Below are 26,176 nucleotides of genomic sequence, written 5' to 3'. Positions count from 1 at the left end.
CATGAATAGCCAAGTAAACGCCAACGTTGTCCACGAATCCGAAGCCCAGCGCCAGCACGCCCGGGTCAAAATCCCGGCCAAGCTGCGCTTCTTCAACACTGACCGCACGCCGACCGAAGCACGCGTGCTCGACCTGTCCGCCGGCGGCCTGGCGTTCACCGCCACGCAGCCGCTGACCGTGGGTGAAGTGCACAAGGGCCGCCTGCAGTTTGTGATCGATAACCTCGGCCTGGCCATGGACGTGGAGTTGCAGATCCGCTCCTACGACCGCCAGACCGGCCGCACCGGTTGCCAGTTCCAGAACCTCGACGCCCAGGATATTTCCACCCTGCGCCACCTGATCACCTCGCATTTGTCCGGTGACATCGTGACCATGGGCGACGTGCTGGCCACTCTGCAACGCGACAACTTCACCAAGGCGCGCAAAAACAAGGACAGCGGCAGCAACATGAGCGCCTTTGGCCGTCTGCGCGCCGTGACGTTCAGCCTGGCGATCTTCCTGGTGGGCCTTGCCGCGTTCGGTTTTGTCTTCAAGTCCCTCTACGGCATGTATTTCGTCAGCCACGCCCAGGCCGGCCTGGTCAGCGTACCGGGCATGAACGTGACCATGCCACGCGACGGCACCGTGCAAAGCCTGCTCAAAGGTGACGCCATCGCGGCCAAAGGCGCGCCACTGGCAACCTTCAGCACCAGCATGCTGGACGTGCTCAAGGGCCACCTGGACGAAGACCAGCTGCAACCGGCCAAGGTTGAAGAGCTGTTCGGCAAGCAAATGACCGGCACCCTGACGTCGCCGTGCGACTGCATCGTTGCCCAGCAAATGGTCGCCGACGGTCAGTACGCCAGCAAAGGCGATGTGATCTTCCAACTGGTTCCACGCGGTGCCCAGGCCAACGTTGAAGCACGCTTCTCCTACCGCCAGTTCGGCGACGTGCGCCCAGGCACGCCGGTGACCTTCCAGGTCGCCGACGAAGAACAGACCCGCACCGGCACCATCGTCAGCAGCACCAGCCTGAACAGCGCCGACCTGTCCTCCGATATCCGTGTGCAGATCAAGCCTGATGCACCGCTGGACAGCACCTACGCCGGCCGCCCGGTGGAAGTGACCAGCGACCGCGGCCCATCGCTGAACTGGCTGATCGATAAAGCCATGGCTCACGGTCTGTAAGCGAGGACATGCCTGTGAATCGTATTTCAATCACAACATCAGCTTCTGTGGGGGCCGGGCTCGCCCGCGATGCAGACGACTCGGTGCATCAGTTGCACCGCGGCGATGCTATCGCAGGCAAGCCAGCTCCCACACAGAGCAGAGCTCATTCGGCCGCTGTGTATTGCGCGCTGGCGCTGGCCGTCAGCCTTGCCGGTTGCGCCGGCCTGCCCGACCAACGCCTGGCCAATGAAGCACTCAAGCGCGGTGACACCGTCACCGCCCAGCAGAATTACCAGCAACTGGCAGACCTGGGCTACAGCGAGGCCCAGGTGGGCCTGGCCGATATCCAGGTGAGCACCCGCGATCCGGCGCAAATCAAACAGGCAGAGGTCACCTATCGTGCGGCGGCGGACACTTCGCCGCGCGCCCAGGCACGTCTCGGCCGCCTGCTGGTGGCCAAGCCAGGCAGCACCGAAGCCGAACACCACGAAGCCGAAGGCCTGCTGAAAAAAGCCTTTGCCAATGGTGAAGGCAACACCTTGATCCCGCTGGCGATGCTGTACCTGCAATACCCGCACAGTTTCCCCAACGTCAACGCCCAGCAACAGATCAGCCAGTGGCAAGCCGCCGGCTACCCGGAAGCCGGCCTGGCCCAGGTGCTGCTGTATCGCACCCAGGACACCTACGACCAGCATCTGGATGACGTCGAGCGCATCTGCAAAGCGGCGCTGAACACCACCGATATCTGCTACGTCGAGCTGGCCACGGTCTACCAGAAAAAAGCCGAGCCGGAAAAACAGGCCGAGCTGCTCAAGCAGATGGAAGCCGGCTACAGCCGTGGCACCGTCACCGCACAACGTGTGGACAGCGTCGCCCGTGTGTTGGGCGATTCGACCCTGGGCAAGACCGACGAAAAAACCGCCCAGGCCCTGCTGGAAAAAATCGCCCCTGGCTACCCGGCATCGTGGGTCAGCCTGGCGCAACTGCTCTACGACTTCCCGGAACTGGGCGACGTCGACCAGATGATGAAATACCTGGACAACGGCCGCGCCGCCGACCAGCCGCGCGCCGAGCTGTTGCTGGGCAAGCTCTACTACGAAGGCAAGTGGGTACCGGCTGACGCCAAGGCCGCCGAAGCCCATTTCCAAAAAGCCGTCGGCAAGGAAGTGGCCGCCGATTACTACCTCGGCCAGATCTACCGTCGTGGCTACCTGGGCAAGGTCTATCCGCAAAAAGCCCTGGACCACTTGCTGACCGCTGCGCGCAACGGCCAGAACAGTGCCGATTTCGCCATCGCCCAATTGTTTTCCCAAGGCAAGGGCACCAAGCCCGACCCATTGAACGCCTATGTCTTCAGCCAGTTGGCTAAAGCCCAGGACACGCCAGAGGCCAATGACTTGGCCACGCAGCTCGAAGCCCCGCTCACGCCGGAACAACGCGCGCAAGGCCAACGCCTGGTGCAGCAGGAACTGGCCGCCCGCGGCACCCTGGCCCAGAGCACGCTGCAACTGCACGCCCTGGATGAAGAAGAAGAAGGCGAGGAATCCCTATGAAGCTCAACCCATTCGTCAAGGCCGGCATCGGCCTGACTTTTGCCCTGCTGTGGTCGTGCCCGACCCTGGCCGCCCTGACCGAAGCCAAGAACTTCGGCCTGGAAGTGAAGGCCACCGCCCAGTCCGAAGATGACCGCGACCTGGGCACGCAGAAAGGCGGCGACGTCAACGGCATCGGCCTCGACCTGCGCCCCTGGGTCTACGGCGAAAGTGGCGCCTGGAGCGCCTACGCCATGGGTCAGGCGGTGGTGTCGAGCGACATCATCGAGACCGACACCCTGCAACAGTCGGCGAATGACGAAAACCAGCAGACCACCAACAATGATCGCAAGACCAAGAAGAACTACTTGGCCATGCGCGAATTCTGGGTCGGCTACAGCGGCTTCACGCCGTACCCCGGCGAGATCCTCAAGCTGGGTCGCCAACGCCTGCGCAATGACGACGGCCAGTGGCGCGACACCAATATCGAAGCGCTGAACTGGACCTTCGACACCACCCTGCTCAAGGCCAATGTCGGCGTCGCCGAGCGTTTCAGCGAATACCGCACCGACCTCAAGGAACTGTCGCCGGTGGACAAGGACCGTCAGCACCTCTACGCCGACGCGTCCTACCAGTGGATGCCGGGCCAGTGGATCGGCCTGCGCGGTCATCACACCCACGACAACGGCAAGCTCGATTACCCGGAACCGGGCCAGCCCACCGACTCGTTGGACAAGCGCTCGAACGGCGACCTGACCTGGCTCGGCATCGAAGCCAACAGCGACGCCTACAACTGGCGCAACACCAACACCGTGAACTACTGGGCCAGCATCACCGGCATGCGCGGCGACCGTGACAGCGTCAACGCGTTGAAATCCGACGGCTCACGCCCGGACCAGGCCAAGCGCAGTCAGGACGTGAACGGCTGGGCGACCGACATCGGTGTTCGCCTGCGTCTGGACCCGCAGTGGCAAGTGGGTGCGGCCTATGCCCGCGCCAGCGAGAACTACGAGCAGAACGGCCTGCAAAGCAACCGTTCGAACTGGACCGGCACCCAGTCGCGGGTACACCGCTTCGGCGAAGCATTCCGTGGCGAGATGAACAACATGCAGTCCATGAGCCTGTTCGGTTCCTGGCAGCTGCGCGAGGACTATGACGCCAGCCTGGTGTACCACAAGTTCTGGCGCGTGGACGGCAACAAGCCGGTCAGCAGCAATGGCATTGCGGCGCTGGACAACACCACCGACGCCGCCGGTGACATTGTCGCCAGCACCTCGCTACCGCTGGCAGACGGTAAAAAGGACCTGGGCCAGGAAATGGACTTGGTGGTCACCAAGTACTTCAAGTCCGGCCTGTTGCCGGCAGCAATCAGCCAGTCGTTCGACGAGCCTTCGGCCCTGGTGCGTTTTCGCGCCGGTGTGTTCAAGCCAGGTGATGCCTATGGCAGCAACGTCGACTCCTACATGCATCGCGCGTTCGTCGACGTGATCTGGAAATTCTGATGGGAGCCTGCGCAATGAACCCTCAAGCCCTCAAAGGCTCGGCCCTGCTGGCGGCAGCGATGCTGCTGGCAAGCGGCGCCGCCATGGCCGATGTCGCGCCGCAGGCTAAAGCGCCGACCATCGCCAAAGAGCTGCAGCAGGCCAAGACCTACACCATTTCCAGCCCGCCGACCGCGCCGCTGGAAATGGCCAAGCCGGCCCTGCCGGACCTGTCGGGCTACACCGCGGCGGCGATCGAGAAGAAGATCGTGCGCACCAAACCAGGCAAGATCAGCATCCGCCGCATGATGCAGGAAGACGCGCTCAAGGACTTCATCGGCGGTGACAACAAGATGGCCGAATGGGTGGTGCGCCAGCACGGCATCCCCCAGGCGATCTTCATCGACGATGGCTACATGAACCTCAAGGACCTGCTGGGCAAAGTGCCCAAGCAGTACCTGAGCGAAACCTCGCCGGGCGTGTTCCTGGCCAAGCTGCCGATCGTGGTCGGGCGCAAGGGCATCCTGGACATCGACAAAAACACCCAAGAGCTGCGCCTGTCCCAGGAAGCCGGTTCGTTCCTGATCAACGACGGCCAGCTGTTTGTGCGTGACACCAAAGTCACCGGCTGGAGCGAAAAGGCCAACGGCCCGGCGCTGTTCAAGTCGCCCAAGGAATTCCGCCCGTTCCTGCTGGCATGGGGCGGGACCGAGACGTACATCTCCAACACCAAGATGGCCAGTTTCGGCTACGCCAACAGTAAGTCGTACGGGGTGAGTATCTCCCAGTACACGCCGAACATGGCCAAGGTGCTCAAGCGTGCGGAGCCGACCGGCTGGATCATCGATTCCGAGTTCTCGGACATGTGGTACGGCTTCTACTGCTACGAGACCACCGGCTTTGTGATCAAGAGCAACACCTACAAAGACAACATCGTCTACGGGATCGACCCGCATGACCGCTCCCACGGCCTGATCATTGCGGACAACACCGTCTACGGCACGAAGAAGAAGCACGGCATCATCATTTCCCGGGAAGTGAACGACAGCTTCATCTTCAACAACCGCAGCTACGACAACAAGCTCTCGGGCCTGGTGCTCGACCGTAACAGCGTCAACAACCTGGTGGCCGACAACGAGTTCTACCGCAACCACACCGACGGCATCACCCTCTATGAGAGCGGTGACAACCTGCTGTGGGGCAACAAGGTGATCGCCAACCGTCGCCACGGTATCCGCGTGCGTAACAGCGTGAACATCAAGCTGTACGAGAACACCTCGATGGCCAACGGCCTGACCGGGCTCTACGGTCACATCAAGGACCTGACCGACACCGACCGCGACATCGCGCTCGACCCGTTCGACGCCAAGGTGTCGCTGATCGTGGTCGGCGGTGAACTGGCGGGTAACGGCAGCGGGCCGCTGTCCATCGACTCGCCGTTGAGCGTGGAACTGTATCGCGTGTCGATGCTGGCGCCGACCAAAACCAGCGGTATCAGCTTCTCCGGCGTGCTGGGCGATCGCCAGGAAGAGATTCTCGACCTGCTGGTGCGCCAGCAGAAAGCCGTGCTGATCGACCCTGTCGAACGCCAGACCGAATTGCAGGACTGAGGATGACCCTTATGCACCCACACATGATCAAACTGCTGAGCCTCTCGGGTCTGACCCTCGGCCTGCTCGCGGCCAGCCAGGGCGTGCGCGCCGACGAAATCAAGGCGCCGACCTTCACCGCCGAACCTTGCTGCAGCCTGTGCCCGGCCGCCCATGACGCGAAGAACTACACCACGCGTTATCAGCAGAACTTCACCACCCTGGTGCAAGCCCAGGGCGATTGGCTGTTCCGTACCCAGGAAGACCTGCGCACCGAATTCGACACCACCCCGTCCGGCTACAAGCGCATGCAACAGCTGCACGATGCGTTCAAGAGCAAGGGCGTGGAACTGGTGGTGGTCTACCAGCCGACCCGTGGCCTGGTGAACCGCAACAAGCTCAACCCCGAAGAGAAAGCCAAGTTCGACTTCGACAAGGCGCTGGGCAACTACAAGACCATGCTCGGCCGTTTCGCCAAGATGGGCTACGTGGTACCGGACCTGTCGCCGTTGACCAACGAGCAACTGCCGGATGAATTGCCGGCCCACGACTTCTACTTCCGTGGCGACCAGCACTGGACCCCTTACGGTGCCCAGCGCACGGCGAAAATCGTCGCGGCCAAGATCAAGCAAATGCCTGAGTACGCCGGGATTCCCAAGCGCGAATTCGAAACCAAGCGCTCCGGGCGCATGGGCAAGACCGGCACCCTGCACAACATGGCCGGGCAACTGTGCGGCACCAGCTACGCGATCCAGTACATGGACCAGTTCACCACCGAGCCCAAGGGCGAAGCGGGCGACGGCGACCTGTTCGGCGATTCGGGCGACCCGCAGATCACGCTGGTGGGCACCAGCCACAGCGGCAAGAACTACAACTTCGCCGGCTTCCTGCAGGAGGAGATCGGTGCCGATATTCTCAACGTCGCCTTCCCCGGCGGTGGCCTGGAAGGTTCGATGATCCAATACCTGGGCAGCGAAGAATTCCAGAAAAACCCGCCGAAAATCCTGATCTGGGAATTCTCGCCGCTGTACCGCCTCGACCAGGAAACCATCTACCGCCAGATGATGGCGCTGCTGGACAACGGTTGCGAAGGCAAGACCGCGCAGATGACCGCCAGCACCACATTGAAACCCGGCAAGAACGAATTGCTGGTTAACAGTTCGAACAAAGACCTGCGTAATGCCAATCACCAGGTTGATATCCGCTTCGCCGACCCGTCGGTGAAAACCCTGCAAGCCACCCTCTGGTACATGAACGGGCGCCACGAGGACATCAAGATCGAGAAACCCGAAACATCCGATACAGACGGGCGTTTCGCCTTTGAACTGCGCACCGATGAAGACTGGGCCTCGCAGAACTTGCTGGCTGTGGAAGTGCAGGGCCCTGAAGCGGGCGCTGCGGCGCAGAAAGTCGAAGCGAAAATTTGCACACGCAACGTATTCCCCGCCGGCGGTCAACAGACCGCTTCAACGGGGCAATGAGGTTACTTATGCAGAAATTACTGATTCCATCGTTACTGGGCCTGGCGATCTTCGCCGGCGCAGCCAACGCCGCCGCCCCGCTGCGTCCGCCCCAGGGCTACTTCGCACCGATCGAAGCATTCAAGACCGGCGAGGCCAAGGAAAGCTGCGACACCATGCCGACGCCCTACACCGGGCCTCTGCAGTTTCGCAGCAAGTACGAGGGTTCCGACAAGGCGCGTTCGACCCTGAATGTGCAATCGGAAAAGGCCTTTCGCGACAGCACCGCCGACATCACCAAGCTGGAAAAAGACACCAGCAAACGCGTGATGCAGTTCATGCGCGACGGTCGCCCGGAACAGCTCGAATGCACGCTGAACTGGCTGGTGTCGTGGGCCAAGGCGGATGCGTTGATGTCCAAGGACTTCAACCACACCGGCAAGTCGATGCGCAAATGGGCACTGGGCAGCATGGCTTCGGCCTATGTGCGCCTGAAGTTCTCCGAGTCGCACCCGCTGGCCAACCATCAGCAGGAAGCACAGCTGATCGAAGCCTGGTTCAACAAACTGGCCGATCAAGTGGTGAGCGACTGGGACAACCTGCCGCTGGAAAAAACCAACAACCATTCCTACTGGGCCGCGTGGTCGGTGATGGCGACATCCATCGCCACCAACCGCCGCGACCTGTTTGATTGGGCCGTCAAGGAATACAAGGTCGGCGTGAACCAGGTCGATGACCAGGGCTTTTTGCCGAATGAATTGAAGCGTCAGCAGCGGGCGTTGTCGTACCACAACTACGCCCTGCCGCCGCTGTCGATGATCGCCAGTTTTGCCTTGGTCAACGGTGTGGATCTGCGTCAGGAAAACAACGCGGCACTCAAGCGCCTGGGCGAAAAAGTGCTGGCCGGCGTGAAAGACCCGGAGATTTTCGAGAAGAAGAACGGCAAAGAGCAGGACATGAAGGACCTCAAGGAAGACATGAAATACGCCTGGCTCGAGCCCTTCTGCACCCTCTACACCTGCGCGCCGGATGTGATCGAGCGCAAGCATGGGATGCAGCCGTTCAAGACGTTCCGTCTGGGGGGTGACCTGACCAAGGTCTACGACCCGACGCATGAAAAAGGCAACAAAGGCAGTTAGTCGCTGATCGTTCCCACGCTCTGCGTGGGAATGCAGCACGGGACGCTCTGCGTCCCAAAGCGTGACGCAGAGCGTCACAAGAGGCATTCCCTCGCAGAGCGTGGGAACGATCACAACCTCTCCCGACATCGTGGGGGGTTTGGGGGGGCTGCGGCCCTTGACTGTTGGTTTAAACATGGAGAGATCGGGATGGTTTTCTCGTCCAATGTGTTCCTGTTTCTGTTCTTGCCGATCTTTCTCGGCTTGTACTATTTGAGCGGGCAACGCTATCGCAACCTGCTGTTGCTGCTGGCCAGCTACGTGTTCTACGCCTGGTGGCGAGTGGACTTCCTGGCGCTGTTCGCCGCCGTGACGCTGTGGAACTACTGGATCGGCCTCAAGGTCGGTGCGGCCGGCGTGCGCACCAAGCCGGCCCAGCGCTGGCTGCTGCTCGGCGTGGCGGTCGACCTGTGCATCCTCGGCTACTTCAAGTACGCCAACTTCGGCGTCGACAGCATCAACGTGATGATGAAGTCGATGGGCCTGGAGCCGTTCATCCTCACCCACGTGCTGTTGCCGATCGGGATCTCGTTCTACATCTTCGAGTCCATCAGCTACATCATCGACGTGTATCGCGGTGATACCCCGGCGACCCGCAACCTCATCGACTTTGCGGCGTTCGTGGCGATTTTCCCGCACTTGATCGCAGGCCCCGTGCTGCGCTTTCGCGACCTGGCCGACCAGTTCAACAACCGCACCCACACCCTGGATAAATTCTCCGAGGGCTGCACGCGGTTCATGCAGGGTTTCATCAAGAAGGTGTTCATCGCCGATACCCTGGCGGTGGTGGCCGACCATTGCTTCGCCTTGCAGAACCCGACGACCGGCGATGCCTGGCTCGGCGCGCTGGCCTACACCGCGCAGCTGTACTTCGACTTCTCCGGCTACAGCGACATGGCGATCGGCCTGGGCTTGATGATGGGTTTCCGCTTCATGGAAAACTTCAAGCAGCCTTACATCAGCCAGTCGATCACCGAGTTCTGGCGGCGCTGGCACATCAGTCTCTCCACTTGGCTGCGTGACTACCTGTACATCACCCTGGGCGGCAACCGTAAAGGCACGCTGACCACCTACCGCAACCTGTTCCTGACCATGCTGCTCGGTGGCCTGTGGCACGGTGCAAACATCACCTACATCGTGTGGGGTGCCTGGCACGGCATGTGGCTGGCGATTGAAAAAGCCATCGGCCTCAATACCGCGCCGCGCAGCTTCAATGTGCTGCGCTGGGCCTTCACCTTCCTGCTGGTGGTGATGGGCTGGGTGATCTTCCGCGCCGAGAACCTGCACGTTGCCGGGCGTATGTACGGTGCGATGTTCAGCTTTGGCGAGTGGTCGCTGTCGGAACTCAACCGCGCCAACCTCACCGGGCTGCAAGTGGCGACCCTGGTGGTGGCCTACGCAACCCTGGCGTTCTTCGGCCTGCGCGACTTCTACACCAATCGCCCCGCCGAGAAGACCAAGCCGGCCGACCCGAGCCTGATCAAGGCCGTACCGGGCGACAACCCAGGCAGCATCCACGAGCCCGGTTTTACCGTGGGCCGTGACGCCGCCGTGCAACCGGCCTACTGGACCGCTGACTGGCCACGCTACGCCATGCGCGCTGCGGTGCTGCTGCTGTTCGTGGCGTCGATTCTCAAACTGTCGGCGCAGAGTTTCTCGCCGTTCCTTTACTTCCAATTCTGAGGGAGCCGACCATGACCCGTTCATTACGCGTCCTCTATATCGGCCTTTTCCTGGTGCTGTTGCTGGCCCTGGGCGCCTGGTCGCTGCGCAGTTTCTTCGGCTTCAGCACCAATGCCGACGCGACCGTGCTCAACGGCCGCTGGGCCAAAGCCGTCGAGACGCACTACGACGAAGAGTTCCCGATCAAGCGCCTGGGCACCAACCTGTGGGCGGCGCTGGACTACAAGCTGTTCAATGAAGGCCGCCCTGGCGTGGTGCTGGGCCGCGATCACTGGTTGTACAGCGACGAGGAGTTCAACCCCGCCGTCAACGAAGACCAGAACCTTCAAGACAACTACGCGCTGGTCGAAGGCGTGCGCCAGAAGCTCAAGGCCCAAGGCATTCAACTGGTGATGGCGATCGTACCGGCCAAGGTTCGCCTGTACCCGGAGCACTTGGACGAGGTCAAACCGGCGAGTATCCACGCCAACCTGTACCAGGACTTCCATGCCCGCGTTGCGGCCGACAAGATCCCGGCACCCGACCTGTTAGGCCCGCTGCAACAGGCCAAGCTCGCCGGCAAGCAAGTGTTCCTGCGCACCGACACTCACTGGACGCCGGACGGCGCGGAAATCGCGGCCAAGCAGTTGGCCAAGGCGATTGCCGACAAGACCCCGCTGAGCGGCGAGCCACAGCAGTTTGTCACCGAGGCCGAAACAACTGTGCCGCATAAAGGCGACCTGCGTTTGTTCCTGCCGCTGGACCCGCTGTTCGAAAACCTGATGCCGCCTAAAGAGCCGCTGGAAAAACGCGTGACGCACCTGGCCGAAACCAAAGGCGACGACGCGTTGTTCAGCGACAGCGAAACCCCGGTGGCCCTGGTGGGCACCAGCTACAGCGCCAACCCCAACTGGAACTTCGTCGGGGCGCTCAAGCAAGCCCTGGGCCGCGATGTGGTCAGCTACGCCGAAGACGGCCACGGCCCGATCCTGCCGATGCTCAGCTACCTCAAGAGCGATGACTTCAAGAACAGCCCGCCACAGGTGCTGGTCTGGGAGTTCCCTGAGCGTTATCTGCCTATCAACAACGAAATCGGCGATGCAGACCCTTCATGGGTTGCGCAGCTTAAACAAGCCGGTTCGCGCCAACAAAACATGGCAAGTAACACCCCAGCCAAAAACCAGCTAAACACTAAAAACTCCGAGACGCCCGACCGGGCGCAAAACTGAAAGAGAGGTAACTCACATGACTTTCACTACTACTCCGCGTCGTCTCGCCAAGACCCTGGCCATCGCTGCCGGCTTGAGCTTCGTATCGATGTCCGCCTTCGCCGGTGGTGACGCCGCCCTCTATGGCCCGACCGCACCAAAAGGCTCGAGCTTCGTGCGTATCTACAACGCTTCGAACCAGGAAGTCAGCGCGACCGTTGGCAGCACCAACCTGAGCGAAGTCGCGCCACTGGCCAGCAGCGATTTCAGCTTCATGCCTGGCGGTGACTACAGCGCCAAGGTCGGCAGCCAGACCGTGCCGGTCAAATTGGCTGCCGATCACTACTACACCCTGGTCAACAGCGGCAGCGGCCAGCCGCAGCTGATCGAAGAACCGCCGTTCAAGAACAAGCAGAAGTCCCTGGTGCGTGTGCAGAACCTCAGCGACAAAGCGCTGACCCTGAAAACCGCCGACGGCAAGACTGACGTGGTCAAGGCGGTTGCCGCCAAAAGCCGCGGCGAACGCGAAATCAACCCGGTGAAGGTGAGCCTGGCGTTGTATGACGGTGACAAGAAGGTCGGCGATGTGAAGCCGGTTGCCCTGGAGCGCGGTGAAGCGGCGGTGCTGTATGTCACCGGTTCCGGTTCGAACCTGTCGCCAGTCTGGGTCAAGCGCCCAGTGTCGACCCGCTGAATGAATTCCTGAACTGACCTATGCCCCCTGTGGGAGCCGGGCTTGCCCGCGATAGCGATAGTGAATCCAACATCGCCATCGCAGGCAAGCCAGCTCCCACAAGGGTCGAGGCGTCAGTTCGGACCGAGACAAAAACAAGAGTGAAACGACAAACCTTCGTAGCTCTGACCCAAATCGATTCAAGGAGAAACCCCCATGATTCCAGTAATCCTTTCCGGTGGTAGCGGCTCACGTCTTTGGCCGCTTTCCCGTAAACAGTTTCCGAAACAATTCCTGGCCCTGACCGGCGAGCACACCCTGTTCCAGCAAACCCTGGAACGCCTGGTCTTCGAAGGCATGGATTCCCCGATCGTGGTCTGCAACAAGGACCACCGTTTTATCGTCAACGAGCAACTGGCCGCGCGCAAGCTGGAATGCCAGCGCATCCTGATGGAACCGTTCGGCCGCAACACCGCGCCGGCCGTGGCCCTCACCGCGATGATGCTGGTCAATGAAGGCCGTGACGAGCTGATGCTGGTGCTGCCGGCCGACCACGTGATCGACGACCAGAAAGCCCTGCAACGTGCGCTGGCCCTGGCCACCGTAGCGGCCGAACGCGGCGAGATGGTGCTGTTCGGCGTGCCGGCGACCCGTCCGGAAACCGGTTATGGCTACATCAAGTCCACCAACGATGCGCTGCTGCCCGAGGGCGTGAGCCGCGTCGAACAGTTCGTGGAGAAGCCCGATGAAAAACGCGCCGTCGAGTTCGTCAAGAGCGGCGGTTACTTCTGGAACAGCGGCATGTTCCTGTTCCGTGCCAGCCGCTTCCTCGAAGAGCTGAAAAAACACGATCCGGACATCTACGACACCTGCCTGCTGACCCTTGAGCGCAGCCAGCAGGATGCCGACACCGTCACCTTTGACGAAGCCACTTTCGCCTGCTGCCCGGACAACTCCATCGACTACGCCGTGATGGAAAAAACCCAGCGCGCCTGCGTGGTGCCGCTGAGCGCCGGTTGGAGCGACGTGGGCTGCTGGGCGTCGCTGTGGGCGGTCAACGATAAAGATGTCCACGGTAACGTGAGCAAAGGCGACGTGGTGATCCAGGACAGCCGCAACTGCATGATCCACGGCAACGGCAAACTGGTGTCGGTGATCGGCCTGGACAACATCGTGGTAGTGGAAACCAAGGACGCGATGATGATTGCCCACAAGGACAAGGTCCAGGGCGTCAAGCAGATGGTCTCGACCCTCAATGACCAGGGCCGCAGCGAAACCCAGAACCACTGCGAAGTCTATCGTCCGTGGGGCTCCTACGACTCGGTGGACATGGGCGGCCGCTTCCAGGTCAAGCACATCTCGGTCAAGCCGGGCGCGTGCCTGTCGCTGCAGATGCACCACCACCGCGCCGAACACTGGATCGTGGTCAGCGGCACGGCCGAAGTGACCTGCGACGAGAACGTGTTCCTGCTCACCGAAAACCAGTCCACCTACATTCCGATCGCTTCGGTGCACCGCCTGCGCAACCCGGGCAAGATCCCGTTGGAGATCATCGAAGTGCAATCGGGCAGCTACCTGGGCGAAGACGATATCGAGCGCTTTGAAGATATCTATGGTCGCTCGACGCCGGTTGAGCGTGGCGTGTCGGTGAAAACTATCGCGCAGTAAAACAGTCGTACAAGAAGCCCCCGTCCAGCCGACTGCGTCCCCTATCCGCAGCCGGTTGGGCGGGGGCTTTTTTAGTGCAATGGCTGTCAGAGCCTGTCAGCGATCGCCCCAGTTATTCGGGTCATAAATGTTGTAATTGCCGGAGTTGTTTGAGGTGTCGCCCGCGCGCTCATATCTGTCCTTGCCATATTCTTCCGCCGCCCTGCCACCCCACACCATAGCCCCTCCCAAGACCTTTGCTCCAAACCCTCCACTGGCAGCAATTCTCCCGCCAACTCCCTGCATTGCCGCTCCGGCCATCGTGATGGCTGCCCCTTTGGCTTTTTCGCTCCCCGAATCATCTTTAACGTTAAGCGCCACGGGAAAGTGCGAACTAACCCGCTCGCTCAAACCTTGCATAGCTCTTTGCCGAAGGTTCGTGAGCCCCATGTTTCGGCTAGCGGGTAAGTGGCGCCTGTCGACCTCGTTCCTAGCCGCTTGATTGAAGGAACCTTGCTCGGTGGGCGCGGATGCAGGTGCAGGTGCAGGTGCAACGGAAGTAGCCTGAACAGGGGTAAGGATGGTTGAAACGGTCATAGGGCATCTCACTCGGTAAGGCTGCGGTTGGGTTCCTTTATGGCTTAACGTGCATTTCCGTGCTCAACCTATGTGGGAAAAAATTCCAACCGGTTCCTCGGGTGAACCTGTGCGCGTCGCAATGCCGTCAGGTTCGTCCAGCGCCCGCGAATTTATCGGCGCCATACTCTTGGGCAACTTTGCCCCCCACGATCATGGCGGCACCCATCACTTTGGACAACGTACCACCGCTGGTGGCCATCTTCTGTCCCGCCTCTTGGGCTGCCATGCCTCCCACAGCAATACCAAGCCCTTTGGCGTGCCTGGCGTTCATACCGCTGTTGCGTAGTTCTGTTGAAGGCGTTTGCAGCAGGGTTTGCCCCAGATTTGTAAGCTTCTGGTCCTGCATACGACCAGGGGGGTGTCTAACCGCCTCTGCATTACCTTGCTTCGACGCGTCAGCAGGGTTCGGCATGGGTGCCCGCTGGGCGGTGATAAAAGAGGTCACCGCCGACGCTAATGCGGTGGTGACGGCCGGTACAAGAAGGGCTGAAGCAATCATGGTTCGTCTCGCTTGATCAGACTGCGATTAATATTTTCCTGGATATCTGGCATTTCCCTATGCTGGCTTTGTGGAAAAAATGAATTGTCAGGTTCCCTCGCAAGCGAAAACTGATACCCGCGATAGGCACCAGGCCCGACCCGCAGGTAGGATGTTTTATCTGCATATGAGGTTGTCATCATGTTTTTCGGCGTTCTCCTGATCTTCACCTGGTTGATCCTGCTGCTGCGCTACCCTGCCAAGGCCTTGCCGGTGTCGTTGGCTGCCGCCGTCGGCCTGGGCTTTGTGGCGATGTGGATGGTATGGCTGGATAACCGTGAGGCGTCGCAATTGGCGCGCCTGGAACTGCGCATCCTCTACGCGCCGCAGGAATGCCCCGCCGACCGACCGCTCAAGCTGACCCTCAACAACGGCAACGATGTACCGCTCACCGAACTGCGCTGGCGCGTCGCCGCCTATGCACCGGGTGACACCGTCAACCTCGCTGACAACGTCTATGCTGCCCCACGCTATCGCGGCCCCGGCGAATTGCAGGCCGGCGCGACCTGGGACGATTGCCTGCCCACACCGCCCCTGCGCCCCGGCTACCGCCCGCAAACCCTGGAATTTCGTGCCGAGCACCTGCAAGGCAGTTTCTCGGACTGACAAGGACTGACCCATGCCCAACGTACTGATCACCGGTTGCTCCAGCGGCATTGGCCGCGCCCTGGCGGACGCCTTCAAAGCCGCCGGCAACAACGTATGGGCCAGCGCCCGCCGCCCGGAAGACGTCGCCGCCCTTGCGACCGCCGGCTTCAATGCGCTCGAACTGGACGTCAACGACAGCGCCGCTTTGCAGCGCCTGGCCGAGCAGTTCGCAGAGCTGGATGTGCTGGTCAACAACGCCGGCTACGGCGCGATGGGCCCGCTGCTCGACGGCGGTACCGAGGCCATGCAGCGCCAATTCGAGACCAATGTGTTCTCCATCGTCGGCGTGACCCAGGCGCTGTTCCCGGCCCTGCGCCGCAGCAAAGGCCTGGTCGTGAACATCGGCAGCGTTTCCGGTGTGCTGGTGACGCCGTTTGCCGGCGCCTACTGCGCCTCCAAGGCCGCAGTGCATGCGTTGAGTGATGCATTGCGCATGGAGCTGGCGCCGTTTGGCGTACGGGTAATGGAAGTTCAGCCAGGCGCCATCGATACAAGCTTTGCAAAAAACGCCGGCGCCCAGGCAGAGCTGTTGATCAACGAAAAATCCCCTTGGTGGCCGTTGCGCGAGGGTATCCGCGCACGCAGCCAAGCCTCCCAGGACAAGCCGACCCCGGCCAACGAATTTGCGGCGGATGTGCTCAAGGCCGTGCAACAGCCAAAGCCGCCCCGCCTGCTGCGTTCGGGCAATGGCAGCCGAGCGTTGCCGTTGATGGCGGCGCTATTGCCTAAAGGGTTATTGGAGAAGGTGTTGAACAAACGCTTTGGGTTGAGCGGTGTGTTGTAAGCAAGCGTGAAGCCCACCTGCCAAAACCTGGGATGAGTGCCATAATCGCCGCCTGCCTCTTGAAACTGACTGGCCCCACAAGGGTAATGCGATGGAAATTAGAAAAATTCGACTGAACAACGTCGGTCGTTTTACCGACTTGGAAGTCGCCTTTGCGCCTACCGAAAAGCATGCATCGAAGGTGACGGTGTTTGTGGGGAATAATGGGGCGGGGAAGACGACGATTTTGAAGTCGTTGGCAACTTCACTCAGCTGGTTAGTTGCAAGAACTCGATCGGACGGCGGCAGCGGAAGCCCGATTGAAGAAAGCGTTTTACACAACGGTTCAAACGCTGCGTCAATCTCAATCGAGACGGAAGAGTTGTATATCGACTTCAACTGGTCCCTGGCAAAGTCCAGGCGGGGACGGAATACAAAGGTCACCAGTGACCTCGTTGATGCGTCCAGTCTCGCCAGTGTGTATCGGGACGTTCTAACGCGCGATGGCAACGCATCTGTTCCGCTCATTGCCTACTATCCAGTCGAACGTTCCGTACTTGAAATTCCTTTGAAAATAAAAACCCGTCACAGCTTCAGTCAGTTGGATGGCTATGACAATTCGTTAAATAGGGGTGTTGATTTTCGCCGCTTTTTCGAATGGTTCCGGGAACGGGAGGATAGCGAAAACGAAACTGGTATTTCAGCCAGTGCGCTAGCAGAAGTGCAAAAATTTATCGGCACGCTCGACAGTCAGATATGGAAGTTCCTAGAACAATCACATGCGTCATCCCGTGATCGACAGTTAACAGCCGTCCGTTCCGCCGTTGGTGCATTCATGCCAGGGTTTACTAACCTGCGTGTGCAACGTCGACCACATCTGCATATGGCGATCGATAAATCCGGCAACACGCTGGACGTCTCTCAACTTTCACAAGGCGAAAAATCCATAATGGCCTTGGTTGGCGATATAGCTCGTCGTCTCGCCATGATGAATCCTTCCCTGAAAAATCCACTACATGGCGAAGGCGTAGTACTCATCGACGAAGTCGACCTCCACCTCCACCCCAAGTGGCAACGCCGCCTGATCCATCAATTCACTGAAACCTTCCCCAACTGCCAGTTCATCCTAACCACCCACTCCCCCCTGGTGATCAGCGATACCAAAGATATCCTGTGCTACGTGCTGGACGACGGCGAGCTGGAAGAACGCAACGGCCTATACGGTCTGGACGCAAACCAGGTATTGCTCAGTGTCATGGACACGGACGTGCGCAATAGTGAAGTTCAGGCACGCCTGGATAAATTATTGGAACTGCTGCAAGACAAAAAATTGAAAGCAGCTAAAACCCTTTTCGAAGAGCTGTCCACAGACCTGCCTTCCGGCCATATCGAACTGACCAAAGCCGCCCTTTTGATCCGCAAGCTGGAGTTGCGCAGTGCGTAAGATCACCAAAGGAAATGAACCGGCAGCCCTGACGAAATGGAAGCGCACGTACCCGAATGGCCGCTACTCAGAATTGACCCCGGAAGAAAGGACGTGCATTCGCCGCGCCTGTATCGAAGAGCAACATGGCTTATGCGCGTATTGCTGCCACGAGATAACACCGGACAGCGCCCACAACGAACACGTTGAGGCCAGAGAAACCGCCCCACATCGTTCGTTGGATTTTGCCAACATCGTCGCGAGTTGCAACCGCAGCAAACAATGCGGCAGAGCGCACGCCCATCAGGTTTTGCCGCTGACATCCTTGATGGATGAATGCGAAACGGAACTGAAATTTTATCTCTCCGGCCGTGTGGAGGGGCTGAGCGCTAGAGCCGTGACCTCCATCCAGGTCCTGAACCTTGGAGACTCTCGCGAAAACAATCGCGCTCTGTTCGGCGCTAGAAAGTCGATTCTGGACACGCTGCTCTACAACAGCGGAATGGAAGGCGATGACCTTGAAGTAGCTGACATCGACTTATTAACGGCATTGAAGGAAGAACTGGAACAGCCCGACGCCAACAACCGCCTGAAACCCTTCGCCCCCGTGCTGGTGAATGTGATTCGCCAGTTAAGCGCCTGATAACGAGTACCCTCATGATCGACTACAACGACTTTTTCGAAGAAGTGATCCAGACCCACGTCGAGATCGAGCAATGGTTTGCCGGGGTTGCGCCGGAAGGCACTTTGCAGACCTTGCTCGCGCGCTTCTCGCCTGAATTCAGCATGGTCGCCCCCGCCACAGGCACGCGGGTGAATGCGGCCGGCGTCAATGCGCTGTTCACGCGCCTGGGCGGGATGCGGCCGGGGTTGAAAATCACCTTGAGCGAGATGGCGGGAATTGATCGCCATGCACGCGGCGCCACCGTGACCTACCGCGAGCATCAGATCGATGACAGCGGCACGCAGACCGATCGCCGCGCCACGGTAGTATTCGAAAAACAAGCCAGTGGTGCGCTGCTATGGCGCCATTTGCATGAGACCTTTATCAAGGCCTGACGCAGTTAATATGTAGGAGCCAGGTCCTACAGCAAAAAGCGAACGGCCTGACATCATTAAAAGGAATCAATCCTCAGGCTCTTTCACCTCTGTTTACTCACAGGTGAAAGGATGCCCAGCGACTTCCCACGAAGCGGTGTGCCAGATGCGCACACCACGACCCTCCAGCGACTGACCAGCCTGCTGGACCTGCCCAAACTCTATCGAACCATTGATGCCGACCCGGCCCTTGTCGGGGCTGGCGTGGTGCATATCGGCAGTGATTATCAGGTGACGGTGCTACGTGAGTTTGTGCCGCTGTGCAGTATCAAACCCAAGCGGGTGATTCTGCGGGAGGTGGCGGGACCGGTAAGGACTGGCGGCGAGTATGCGAATTTGGCAGCAAGTTCGCCTCGTGAGTCACAGTTATGGCGGGAGGCGTCGGGCGTCGTGTCGTCCTGCGGTGGGGCTGTAATTGGCATCATCGTTGCGAAAGCTGGAATCGCCGCTGCGCCTCTTAGTGCAGGCACCAGTCTTGCCCTATCCTATATCGCTTATGCTGGTTCAGCTGCCAGTGGGGTACAGTGCCTGAACGGTTTATGGCGGACCTATAATGAGCTGGTCAACCCCTCCCAGAACGATTACTACGACACGTTAGGCTGGTATCAGACGATGACGGTTGCTTTGGATGGAGTCTCATTAGTTGGCGCGGGAACTACCACGTTTGCCACGGTTAAATCTGTGCTGGCGATAAAGCGCTCAACGGGGCGTGAAGTAACAGACGTTTTGAGGCACATGAGTCGCCAAGAACGCGCAAAGTTAACGACCGAAGTGTTGCGTCTGAAAAATCCTCGCCATCCCAGCGAGATAATTCGCTTGAGACAATTGTCTGGACAATTGCCAAGACGCTTCAGTAATTCCCAGCTACGCCTGAGCATCATGACACAGATCAAAGACCAAATCGGAGCCACGTTGGCTGTTACAGGCAGCACCCTCTAAGGAAACGTCAGCCACCTGATTGTTGCACTGTACGAGGAGTTCGACAGCTATGAAATATAGCGTTGATCCCCTGCGGGAGTATCGAATTTGGCGCCGTTATGCCTACCGGTTCTTACCGGCATGGGGAGGGGCAATGCTACTTTGTTTGAACAGTATTGCCGGCGACATGGCATATAGCCTGTCATACTACGCGAACGTCTATCACCTCCCCACTGAATACGCTTTCGCAACTGGGATGGCACTCTGCTTACTCTATTACGTTGGCCAAACACTATTGTATGAAGGTTCCCATCTTGCACCTCGAGTACTTATACCTGTGGTCGTCGTCAATACCCTGTTGTCGATCGCGTATCTAGCCAATAACTCTCCGACGTTGCTCAACCTATTGCCCCTGTTCTCAGCCCTGTTCTACATATTGGTCCTCAATTCAAAGAATCATCGACGCTACACCAGCATGTTGAGGGTCAAGCGTCGACGCAAAGTCAGAAACAGTGCGCCTGATCCATAGTCAAACATCTTCAATTTTGTGCCTGATCAACTATTACAGTGCAGGTAATGCCTGCCGCCAACAGTACGCCCTCCGGCACCTCATCGATATGAATCCGCACCGGCACCCGCTGGGCCAGGCGCACCCAGTTGAACGTCGGATTCACATCGGCGATCAGCTCACGGCTTTCAGGGTTGTCACGGTCGTAGATGCCGCGCGAGATGCTTTCCACGTGCCCCTTCAACGTCTCGCCGCTCATGAGTTGCATATCGGCTTTGTCACCGATTTTCACATGGGGCAGTTTGGTTTCTTCGAAGAAGCCGTAGACCCAGAACGAGTTCATGTCGACCACGGCCATCTTGGCTTCGCCGATGCGTGCGTAGTCGCCGCGGTGCACGTTGAGGTTGGTGACGTAGCCGTCCACCGCCGCCAAGACCTGGGTGCGTTTCAGGTTGAGCTCGGCCGCTTCCAGCTGGGCCAACGCGTGTTGGTAATCGGCGAGCGCCGAGTCGGCGATGTTGCTGGCGTCGTCGCGGTTTTCCCTGGAAATCACCAGGGCGTCGAGATCGGCGCGGCGGTGGGCGTTGACCTTGCGCATTTCCCAGGTGGCTTTGCGCGAGGCGACCAGCGATTGCGCCTGTTTGACGGCGATGCGGTAGTGCTCGGGGTCGATCTGCATCAGCAGGTCGCCCTTTTTCACCCGCTGATTATCGCGCACCGGCACGTCGACCACTTCGCCGGTGACGTCGGCGGCCACGTTGATGATATCGGCCCGTACACGGCCATCACGCGTCCACGGCGTTTCCATATAGTGCACCCACAACGTGCGGCCAATCCAGATCGCCAAAGCCAATACCAGCAAGGTCGCGAGCAGGCTGAAAAACTTTTTCATCGGGGCAGTCTCAACGGTAGACGGTCAGCGCCAGGGCGCCGAACAGGCAAACGAACAGGCTCAGGCGCAGCAACGCCGGGTGCCAGAAAAAACGGTACAGGTCGAACCCGGCGACGAAGCGGTCCAGCGCCCAGGCCAGCACGGCGGCGATCAAAAACATCAGGGTCATGGTTGGCATGTACAGGCCGTGGAATGCGATTTCACGAGGCATTCGGGATTCCTTTGAGGGCCGCCAGCGGTGATTGCGGGTCCAGCAACGAGGTGCGGATAAAGTGCAGGTAGCTTTTCACCCGCCGCAGGGCCGAGGTGTCGAAGTGCGGGGCGAAGGGTTCGTCGGTGGCCTGCACGCGGCTGATCGCGTGATCGACAGCGATCAGGCCGCGCTCCAGATTGCTCGCGCTGGGTTGCAGGAACAGCCGCACCAGCGAGCGCCCCATCACGCGGATCGCCTGGCGCCATGGCTGGGATTCGGCATACGCCGGGTGCACCGGTAGAATCGCCTGTTCCTTGCGCAGTTCAATGATCGCGTGGCCGACCTCCAGCACCACGAACATCCAGCGCAGCAGGTCGCGCTGTACCTGGGGCTGGCCGACGGCGAGGCCGTACGCCTGGTGCAAGAGATCGCGGGTACGGCTTTCGAAACTTGATGCCAGCCCCTTGAGCTTGCCGCTGATGGCGTACACCACTTGCTCGCGCAGGTCCTGCTCCAACCGCCGCCAGAGCCAGCGGCTGTTGGGCGGCAGGATGATCGCCCCCGCCGCCGCGCACACCAGCATGCCGATGACCATGGCGATGTAGTCGTTGATAAAGGTGTAGGGGTTGTAGACCGTCAGGTTGTCCGGCACTGACCCGGTGCTGAAAAAGATCAGCAAGCCGACGCCGACGCCGGCGTATTGCGGGCGTGACGCGAGGAAGGCGCCAAAGATGATTACCGGCGCCAGCATCACGCACAGCAGCGGGAAGCCATCGATCCAGGGAAACACGAAGAACATCTCGACAAAGCCCACCAACGCACCGATCAACGTGCCGCACGCCATCTGGAACGCCATGCGCTTGGGGTTCGGTGTCGCGGCGGACAGGCCGACGGTGGCCGCGGCGATCAGGGTCATGGTTGCGCCGCTCGGCCAGGCGGTGGCCACCCAATAACTGCCCAGCACGATCAGGATAAATGACGCACGAATGCCAGACGCGGCGCAGGCCAGCCAGTTGGTTTTCGGGATAAACGTTTCGTCCCATTGCTCGCGCGCATGGCGGTGATCAGCGAGCGAAGCGTGGGTTTGCGCATAGTTGTGCAGATCGTCGACGAAGCGATAGAGCAGCTCGTAGGCGGTGTGGAAATCCAACTGCTCGGCTTCGCTTGGACCAGCTTCCTGGAAAGTGGCGCGCAGGCTGCGGACCTTGGCGGGCAGGCCGTCCTTATAGGCACTCAGTTGGTCGACCAGGCGCACCGCATCAGGGCTGGTGAGCGCGCGGCCCGAGAAACCATCGAGCACTTCGGCAAGGACCTGCAGGCCGGGTTTGATTGCCGCAACAACATGGTCCGCTTCATCCTTGCGCAGTCGTTCAAGCAGCTGGTGCAAGGCATTGAAGCGCGTGGTGATGCTCATGAATTCGCTGTTGAGGCGACTGAGCCTGCCGTTGCGCCGGCGCATATGCGGGTCTTCAAACACGGTGATGCTGCGCAGCCCCTCCAGGCCCACAGCTTCGGCGATAAAGCGCACGTTGCTGGCCTCGAACGCTTCAGGCTGGCTGCGCCCGCGCAAGCCATCGGTGACAAACAGCGCGAACACGCCGAAACGCTGGTACAGGGCGTTGCGCATGGCTGCACTGGTGGTTTGCGGCAGGATCGCCGCGCTGACCAGCGTGGCGCACAAAATCCCCAGGGAGATTTCCAGCACCCGCCACACCGCCGCCATAAAGGCGCCCTCCGGATGGGCGAGAGCGGGCAGGCCGACCATCGCCGCCGTATAGCCGGCCAGCACGAAACCATAGGCGCGAAAGTTGCGATTGCGTGTCGCACCCGCTGTGCAGACACCCACCCAGATTGCCAGCGCACCGAGGAACAACTCCGTGTTCTGGGCAAACAAGGCGATCAGCAACACCATCACCGCCGACCCTGCCAGGGTGCCGAGGAAGCGATAGAAACTCTTGGCGAACACCTGGCCGCTCTGCGGCTGCATCACGATAAATACCGTGATCATCGCCGTGCGCGGTTGCGGCAATTCCAGGCGCATCGCCAACCACAGCGTGAGGAACGCCGCGATCAGCACTTTGAAGATATACACCCAGGTCACGCCGTCACTGCGCGCCCAGTCGAAAAAGCCACGGCGCCATTCAAGGGCGTACAACCAGCGCAGCGGTGCAGGCAAGGGGGTCATCGGATCCTACTCAGTGATCAAACACGGCCAGCGCCGCCGGGGCCTTGCTCGGGAGGGTCTTGGCGGGTTGCGGCACGTCGTCGCCGGCACCGAGGCCGCCGCCCAGGGCGGTGACCAGTTCGGCGTGGGCGCTCAGGCGTGCGGCCTGCACCTGTTGCTCGATCTGTTGCTGATGGAACAGCAATGTTTGCGCGTTCAGCACATTGAGGTAATCCGTGAGGCCGCGCTGGTAGGCGATCATTGCGATGTCGTAAGTCTTGCGCGCCGACGCTACCGATTGCGCGGCAAAGGATGATTGCTTATCCATCGATTCGCGACGGATCAATTGGTCGCTGATGCCTTTGAGGGCATTGACCAGGGTCTGGTTGTACTGGGCCACAGCGATGTCATAACCGGCGCTGGCTTCACCCAGTTGCGCACGCAAGCGCCCACCATCGAAAATCGGCAGCGTGATCGCAGGGCCGACGGTGTAGTTGAATTTCTTGCCCGCCAGAAACGCGAGCATGCCGCCACCGGTCGCCATGTAGCCGAGGCTGCCCACCAGGTCGACGTTGGGATAGAACCCTGCATGCGCCACATCGATGCCACGGGCCTGGGCCGCGACTTGCCAGCGGCTGGCGACCACGTCCGGGCGCTGCCCGAGCAATTGCGCAGGCAGGCTCGACGGCAGCTTCAGCGCAGCCGCGAGGGACAAGGTCGGGCGCTGCAACAGCGCGCCCTGCCCCGGGCCTTTACCGGCCAACGCTGCGAGCTGGTTACGGCTCAGGGCGATTGCTTCGTCGAGGGCATCCAGTTGGCGATGGGTTTCCGGCAACGGCGTTTCGGCCTGGCTGACATCGAACTGGGTGCCGATCCCGGCATTCAGGCGTTTGTTGGCCAAGTCGAGCATCTGCTGCTGTTGCGCCAGGGTCGCCGCGACGATATCGCGGTTGGCGTAGTGCAACGACAGTTGGATATAGGCGCGCACCACATTGTTCTGCAATTCGAGCTGGGCCTGGCGCGCTTGCGCAGCGCTCATGTGCGCCAGGTCGACGGCACGTTCGCTGGCGTTGCTTTCGCGGCCCCAGAGATCCAGGGCATAGCTCAGGCCCAGGGACGCATTGTTGTCCCAGGTGTTGGCACCGCTCAGCTCGCCGGGACCATAGAATTGATCCTTCGGCCAATTGTGGCGCTTGAGGGTGGTGTCGCTGTTGACCTGCAACGACTCTGCGGCCTCGGCCATCCCGGCCATCGCCCGCGCTTCCCGCACCCGTGCGGCGGCCACGGCCATGCTTGGGCTGCCTTGAGTGGCAAGGTCGACCCAACGATCGAGTTGAGGGTCGCCGTAGGCTTGCCACCATTGCGCGGTGGGCCAGTGGGCGTCCTTGGCGGCGCTCTGGATAGCTTCGTCGATGGTCAGGTTGTTGGCCTCGATGGACTGGCCTTGGGGTGCGATTCCTCCGGTTCCGATGCAGCCGCTGATTACTGATGATAAGGCCCAGACACTGAGAGCCTGCAGCCCTCTGTTAATGAGAGTCTTCAGCTCTCTGCTGATGGGACGCGGCACGGCAAGCGAATTCCTGAGGTGGTGGTGCGGGAAGGTGGCGCAATTCTAGGCGGCGGCATCAGGGACGATAAGCGGGCATTCCTGTGAATCTTTGTTACCGTTCAAGCGATAATCCGTTGGTAGGGATCACTGGACGGCGCAACTTTCTGTCACAATTTGCTATCTCCCCTGAGAACACTCCATGGACACTTTGCAAAACATGCGCGCCTTCAGTTGCGTGGCCGAAGCCGGCAGCTTCACCGCAGCCGCGGTGCAACTGGATACCACCACCGCCAATGTGTCGCGCGCGGTCTCTAACCTTGAGGCCCATCTGCAAACCCGCTTGCTCAACCGCACCACCCGGCGCATCGCCCTGACCGAGGCCGGCAAACGCTATTTGCTGCGCTGCGAGCAGATCCTGGCCTATGTCGAAGAAGCTGAAGCGGAAGCCAGCGACGCACACGCGCGCCCTTCCGGGCAGCTGAAAGTGCACACCATGACCGGCATCGGCCAGCATTTCGTCATCGACGCCATCGCCCGTTACCGCCGCACCCACCCGGACGTGACCTTCGACCTGACCCTGGCCAACCGTGTGCCGGACTTGCTCGATGAGGGCTATGACGTGTCCATCGTGCTGGCCAGCGAACTGCCGGACTCGGGTTTCGTGTCCCAACGCCTGGGCATCACCTACAGCATCGCCTGTGCCTCGCCGGATTACGTGAAAACCAAGGGCTGCGCCCATCGCCCCCATGACCTGCTCAACCACGCGTGCCTGCGCCTGGTCAGCCCGGTGATCCAGCTGGACAAGTGGACCTTCAACGGCCCCGAAGGCCAGGAAAGCGTGGCCATCAACACGTCACCCTTCCTGGTGAACTCGGCCGATGCGATGAAAACCGCGATCACCAGCGGCATGGGCATTGGGCTCCTACCGGTGTATGCGGCCATCGAGGGGCTGCGCAACGGCACCCTGGTGCGGGTCATGCCCAACTACCGGTCCCAGGAGCTGAACCTGTACGCCATCTACCCGTCGCGTCAGTACCTGGATGCCAAGATCAAGACCTGGGTCGAATACCTGCGCGGTTCGCTGCCGGAGATTCTGGCGGCGCACCAGGCGGAGTTGGTGGCGTATGAATTGAGTGGCAGCCTGAGCGGCGCTCGCCTGGCGAACTGATTTTTGTCAAACACCGCTCCCACATTTGATCAGTGTTCAGTTCGGGTCTGCAGCGTCCTGACAATTGTGCACAGGAATGTTAGCGTGCCTGGCAT

23 protein-coding genes are annotated in these 26,176 nt (G+C 60.3%); 17 read left to right on the top strand and 6 right to left on the bottom strand.

The window, feature by feature from the left end:
* The first annotated feature begins 1 nt into the window (after window position 1).
* The 10 genes from BLL36_RS09975 (at window position 2) to BLL36_RS09930 (ending at window position 13,601) form a co-directional block, all read left to right on the top strand.
* Complete coding sequence (locus BLL36_RS09975; protein WP_076951267.1) at window positions 2–1,168, top strand: alginate biosynthesis protein Alg44; 1,167 nt, start codon at window positions 2–4, stop codon at window positions 1,166–1,168.
* Window positions 1,169–1,251: 83 nt separating this feature from the next.
* The gene (algK, locus tag BLL36_RS09970) at window positions 1,252–2,703 is read left to right on the top strand and encodes an alginate biosynthesis TPR repeat lipoprotein AlgK (protein WP_231998949.1); all 1,452 of its coding nucleotides are present in this window, start codon (window positions 1,252–1,254) and stop codon (window positions 2,701–2,703) included.
* The gene (locus BLL36_RS09965; protein ID WP_076951266.1) at window positions 2,700–4,184 is read left to right on the top strand and encodes an alginate export family protein; all 1,485 of its coding nucleotides are present in this window, start codon (window positions 2,700–2,702) and stop codon (window positions 4,182–4,184) included. Before algK ends, BLL36_RS09965 begins: the two co-directional genes overlap by 4 nt.
* Entirely contained in the window at window positions 4,184–5,773 is a 1,590-nt protein-coding gene (gene algG / locus BLL36_RS09960; RefSeq protein ID WP_076951265.1) for a mannuronan 5-epimerase AlgG, read from the top strand. Before BLL36_RS09965 ends, algG begins: the two co-directional genes overlap by 1 nt.
* Window positions 5,774–5,784: 11 nt before the next feature.
* A complete protein-coding gene (locus tag BLL36_RS09955; protein WP_076951462.1) occupies window positions 5,785–7,233 on the top strand; it encodes an alginate O-acetyltransferase in 1,449 nt (482 codons plus the stop codon).
* Window positions 7,234–7,241: 8 nt separating this feature from the next.
* Complete coding sequence (locus tag BLL36_RS09950; RefSeq protein WP_090219934.1) at window positions 7,242–8,351, top strand: mannuronate-specific alginate lyase; 1,110 nt, start codon at window positions 7,242–7,244, stop codon at window positions 8,349–8,351.
* Window positions 8,352–8,540: 189 nt separating this feature from the next.
* On the top strand, window positions 8,541–10,073 hold the full coding sequence (locus BLL36_RS09945) for an MBOAT family O-acyltransferase (RefSeq protein ID WP_076951263.1): 1,533 nt from the start codon (window positions 8,541–8,543) through the stop codon (window positions 10,071–10,073).
* 11 nt (window positions 10,074–10,084) lie between these two features.
* Window positions 10,085–11,281: an alginate O-acetyltransferase gene (locus BLL36_RS09940; RefSeq protein ID WP_076951262.1), complete on the top strand. Its 1,197-nt coding sequence runs from the start codon at window positions 10,085–10,087 to the stop codon at window positions 11,279–11,281.
* A 16-nt stretch (window positions 11,282–11,297) separates the two neighbouring features.
* On the top strand, window positions 11,298–11,954 hold the full coding sequence (locus tag BLL36_RS09935) for an alginate O-acetyltransferase AlgF (protein WP_076951261.1): 657 nt from the start codon (window positions 11,298–11,300) through the stop codon (window positions 11,952–11,954).
* Between the two features lie 195 nt (window positions 11,955–12,149).
* Entirely contained in the window at window positions 12,150–13,601 is a 1,452-nt protein-coding gene (locus BLL36_RS09930) for a mannose-1-phosphate guanylyltransferase/mannose-6-phosphate isomerase (protein WP_076951260.1), read from the top strand.
* Between the two features lie 96 nt (window positions 13,602–13,697).
* Here BLL36_RS09930 and BLL36_RS09925 read toward each other — a convergent pair whose 3' ends face one another.
* Both BLL36_RS09925 and BLL36_RS09920 read right to left on the bottom strand, forming a co-directional pair.
* Window positions 13,698–14,000, bottom strand: a complete 303-nt coding sequence (locus BLL36_RS09925; protein ID WP_090219931.1) for a hypothetical protein — start codon at window positions 13,998–14,000, stop codon at window positions 13,698–13,700.
* Window positions 14,001–14,304: 304 nt separating this feature from the next.
* The gene (locus tag BLL36_RS09920; protein ID WP_076951258.1) at window positions 14,305–14,718 is read right to left on the bottom strand and encodes a hypothetical protein; all 414 of its coding nucleotides are present in this window, start codon (window positions 14,716–14,718) and stop codon (window positions 14,305–14,307) included.
* A gap of 180 nt (window positions 14,719–14,898) precedes the next feature.
* Here BLL36_RS09920 and BLL36_RS09915 point away from each other — a divergent pair, with 180 nt between their 5' ends.
* The 6 genes from BLL36_RS09915 (at window position 14,899) to BLL36_RS09890 (ending at window position 19,628) form a co-directional block, all read left to right on the top strand.
* Window positions 14,899–15,363, top strand: a complete 465-nt coding sequence (locus BLL36_RS09915; protein ID WP_076951257.1) for a multidrug transporter — start codon at window positions 14,899–14,901, stop codon at window positions 15,361–15,363.
* A 13-nt stretch (window positions 15,364–15,376) separates the two neighbouring features.
* Window positions 15,377–16,189 carry an SDR family oxidoreductase gene (locus BLL36_RS09910; RefSeq protein ID WP_076951256.1) on the top strand — a complete coding sequence of 271 codons (813 nt, stop codon included), beginning with the start codon at window positions 15,377–15,379 and terminating at the stop codon, window positions 16,187–16,189.
* Between the two features lie 91 nt (window positions 16,190–16,280).
* Window positions 16,281–17,612: an AAA family ATPase gene (locus BLL36_RS09905; protein ID WP_076951255.1), complete on the top strand. Its 1,332-nt coding sequence runs from the start codon at window positions 16,281–16,283 to the stop codon at window positions 17,610–17,612.
* Window positions 17,605–18,234, top strand: coding sequence for a retron system putative HNH endonuclease (locus BLL36_RS09900; protein WP_076951254.1), 630 nt, complete (start codon window positions 17,605–17,607; stop codon window positions 18,232–18,234). The genes BLL36_RS09905 and BLL36_RS09900 overlap by 8 nt, the downstream gene beginning before the upstream one ends.
* Window positions 18,235–18,248: 14 nt before the next feature.
* The gene (locus BLL36_RS09895) at window positions 18,249–18,650 is read left to right on the top strand and encodes a DUF4440 domain-containing protein (RefSeq protein ID WP_076951253.1); all 402 of its coding nucleotides are present in this window, start codon (window positions 18,249–18,251) and stop codon (window positions 18,648–18,650) included.
* Window positions 18,651–18,761: 111 nt separating this feature from the next.
* Window positions 18,762–19,628 (top strand): NAD synthetase, encoded by an 867-nt coding sequence (locus BLL36_RS09890; RefSeq protein WP_076951252.1) that lies wholly within the window; start codon window positions 18,762–18,764, stop codon window positions 19,626–19,628.
* Between the two features lie 518 nt (window positions 19,629–20,146).
* On the opposite strand, the gene BLL36_RS09880 is transcribed toward BLL36_RS09890, so the two are convergent.
* Genes BLL36_RS09880 through BLL36_RS09865 form a run of 4 tightly spaced genes read right to left on the bottom strand, consistent with a single transcriptional unit; the run spans window position 20,147 to window position 24,931 of the window.
* Complete coding sequence (locus BLL36_RS09880; RefSeq protein ID WP_076951251.1) at window positions 20,147–21,007, bottom strand: efflux RND transporter periplasmic adaptor subunit; 861 nt, start codon at window positions 21,005–21,007, stop codon at window positions 20,147–20,149.
* Window positions 21,008–21,017: 10 nt separating this feature from the next.
* Complete coding sequence (locus BLL36_RS09875) at window positions 21,018–21,218, bottom strand: DUF1656 domain-containing protein (protein ID WP_076951250.1); 201 nt, start codon at window positions 21,216–21,218, stop codon at window positions 21,018–21,020.
* Window positions 21,208–23,385, bottom strand: a complete 2,178-nt coding sequence (locus tag BLL36_RS09870) for an FUSC family protein (protein ID WP_076951249.1) — start codon at window positions 23,383–23,385, stop codon at window positions 21,208–21,210. Before BLL36_RS09870 ends, BLL36_RS09875 begins: the two co-directional genes overlap by 11 nt.
* Window positions 23,386–23,395: 10 nt before the next feature.
* Window positions 23,396–24,931 carry an efflux transporter outer membrane subunit gene (locus tag BLL36_RS09865; RefSeq protein ID WP_076951248.1) on the bottom strand — a complete coding sequence of 512 codons (1,536 nt, stop codon included), beginning with the start codon at window positions 24,929–24,931 and terminating at the stop codon, window positions 23,396–23,398.
* Window positions 24,932–25,112: 181 nt separating this feature from the next.
* Between BLL36_RS09865 and BLL36_RS09860 the strand changes: the two genes are divergently transcribed.
* Complete coding sequence (locus BLL36_RS09860) at window positions 25,113–26,081, top strand: LysR family transcriptional regulator (protein WP_049709911.1); 969 nt, start codon at window positions 25,113–25,115, stop codon at window positions 26,079–26,081.
* Window positions 26,082–26,176: the final 95 nt, after the last annotated feature.

This window comes from Pseudomonas cedrina subsp. cedrina (assembly GCF_001983175.1).
Taxonomy (GTDB): Bacteria; Pseudomonadota; Gammaproteobacteria; order Pseudomonadales; family Pseudomonadaceae; genus Aquipseudomonas; species Aquipseudomonas cedrina.
This window is presented reverse-complemented; position numbering and strand designations above follow the sequence as displayed.

Coding starts and splice junctions, on each gene's coding strand:
- BLL36_RS09975 (WP_076951267.1), top strand. CDS start 2: ATGAATAGCCAAGTAAACGCCAACGTTGTCCACGAATCCGAAGCCCAG.
- BLL36_RS09965 (WP_076951266.1), top strand. CDS start 2,700: ATGAAGCTCAACCCATTCGTCAAGGCCGGCATCGGCCTGACTTTTGCC.
- algG (WP_076951265.1), top strand. CDS start 4,184: ATGGGAGCCTGCGCAATGAACCCTCAAGCCCTCAAAGGCTCGGCCCTG.
- BLL36_RS09955 (WP_076951462.1), top strand. CDS start 5,785: ATGCACCCACACATGATCAAACTGCTGAGCCTCTCGGGTCTGACCCTC.
- BLL36_RS09950 (WP_090219934.1), top strand. CDS start 7,242: ATGCAGAAATTACTGATTCCATCGTTACTGGGCCTGGCGATCTTCGCC.
- BLL36_RS09945 (WP_076951263.1), top strand. CDS start 8,541: ATGGTTTTCTCGTCCAATGTGTTCCTGTTTCTGTTCTTGCCGATCTTT.
- BLL36_RS09940 (WP_076951262.1), top strand. CDS start 10,085: ATGACCCGTTCATTACGCGTCCTCTATATCGGCCTTTTCCTGGTGCTG.
- BLL36_RS09935 (WP_076951261.1), top strand. CDS start 11,298: ATGACTTTCACTACTACTCCGCGTCGTCTCGCCAAGACCCTGGCCATC.
- BLL36_RS09930 (WP_076951260.1), top strand. CDS start 12,150: ATGATTCCAGTAATCCTTTCCGGTGGTAGCGGCTCACGTCTTTGGCCG.
- BLL36_RS09925 (WP_090219931.1), bottom strand. CDS start 14,000: ATGCAAGGTTTGAGCGAGCGGGTTAGTTCGCACTTTCCCGTGGCGCTT.
- BLL36_RS09920 (WP_076951258.1), bottom strand. CDS start 14,718: ATGATTGCTTCAGCCCTTCTTGTACCGGCCGTCACCACCGCATTAGCG.
- BLL36_RS09915 (WP_076951257.1), top strand. CDS start 14,899: ATGTTTTTCGGCGTTCTCCTGATCTTCACCTGGTTGATCCTGCTGCTG.
- BLL36_RS09910 (WP_076951256.1), top strand. CDS start 15,377: ATGCCCAACGTACTGATCACCGGTTGCTCCAGCGGCATTGGCCGCGCC.
- BLL36_RS09905 (WP_076951255.1), top strand. CDS start 16,281: ATGGAAATTAGAAAAATTCGACTGAACAACGTCGGTCGTTTTACCGAC.
- BLL36_RS09895 (WP_076951253.1), top strand. CDS start 18,249: ATGATCGACTACAACGACTTTTTCGAAGAAGTGATCCAGACCCACGTC.
- BLL36_RS09890 (WP_076951252.1), top strand. CDS start 18,762: ATGCCCAGCGACTTCCCACGAAGCGGTGTGCCAGATGCGCACACCACG.
- BLL36_RS09880 (WP_076951251.1), bottom strand. CDS start 21,007: ATGAAAAAGTTTTTCAGCCTGCTCGCGACCTTGCTGGTATTGGCTTTG.
- BLL36_RS09875 (WP_076951250.1), bottom strand. CDS start 21,218: ATGCCTCGTGAAATCGCATTCCACGGCCTGTACATGCCAACCATGACC.
- BLL36_RS09870 (WP_076951249.1), bottom strand. CDS start 23,385: ATGACCCCCTTGCCTGCACCGCTGCGCTGGTTGTACGCCCTTGAATGG.
- BLL36_RS09860 (WP_049709911.1), top strand. CDS start 25,113: ATGGACACTTTGCAAAACATGCGCGCCTTCAGTTGCGTGGCCGAAGCC.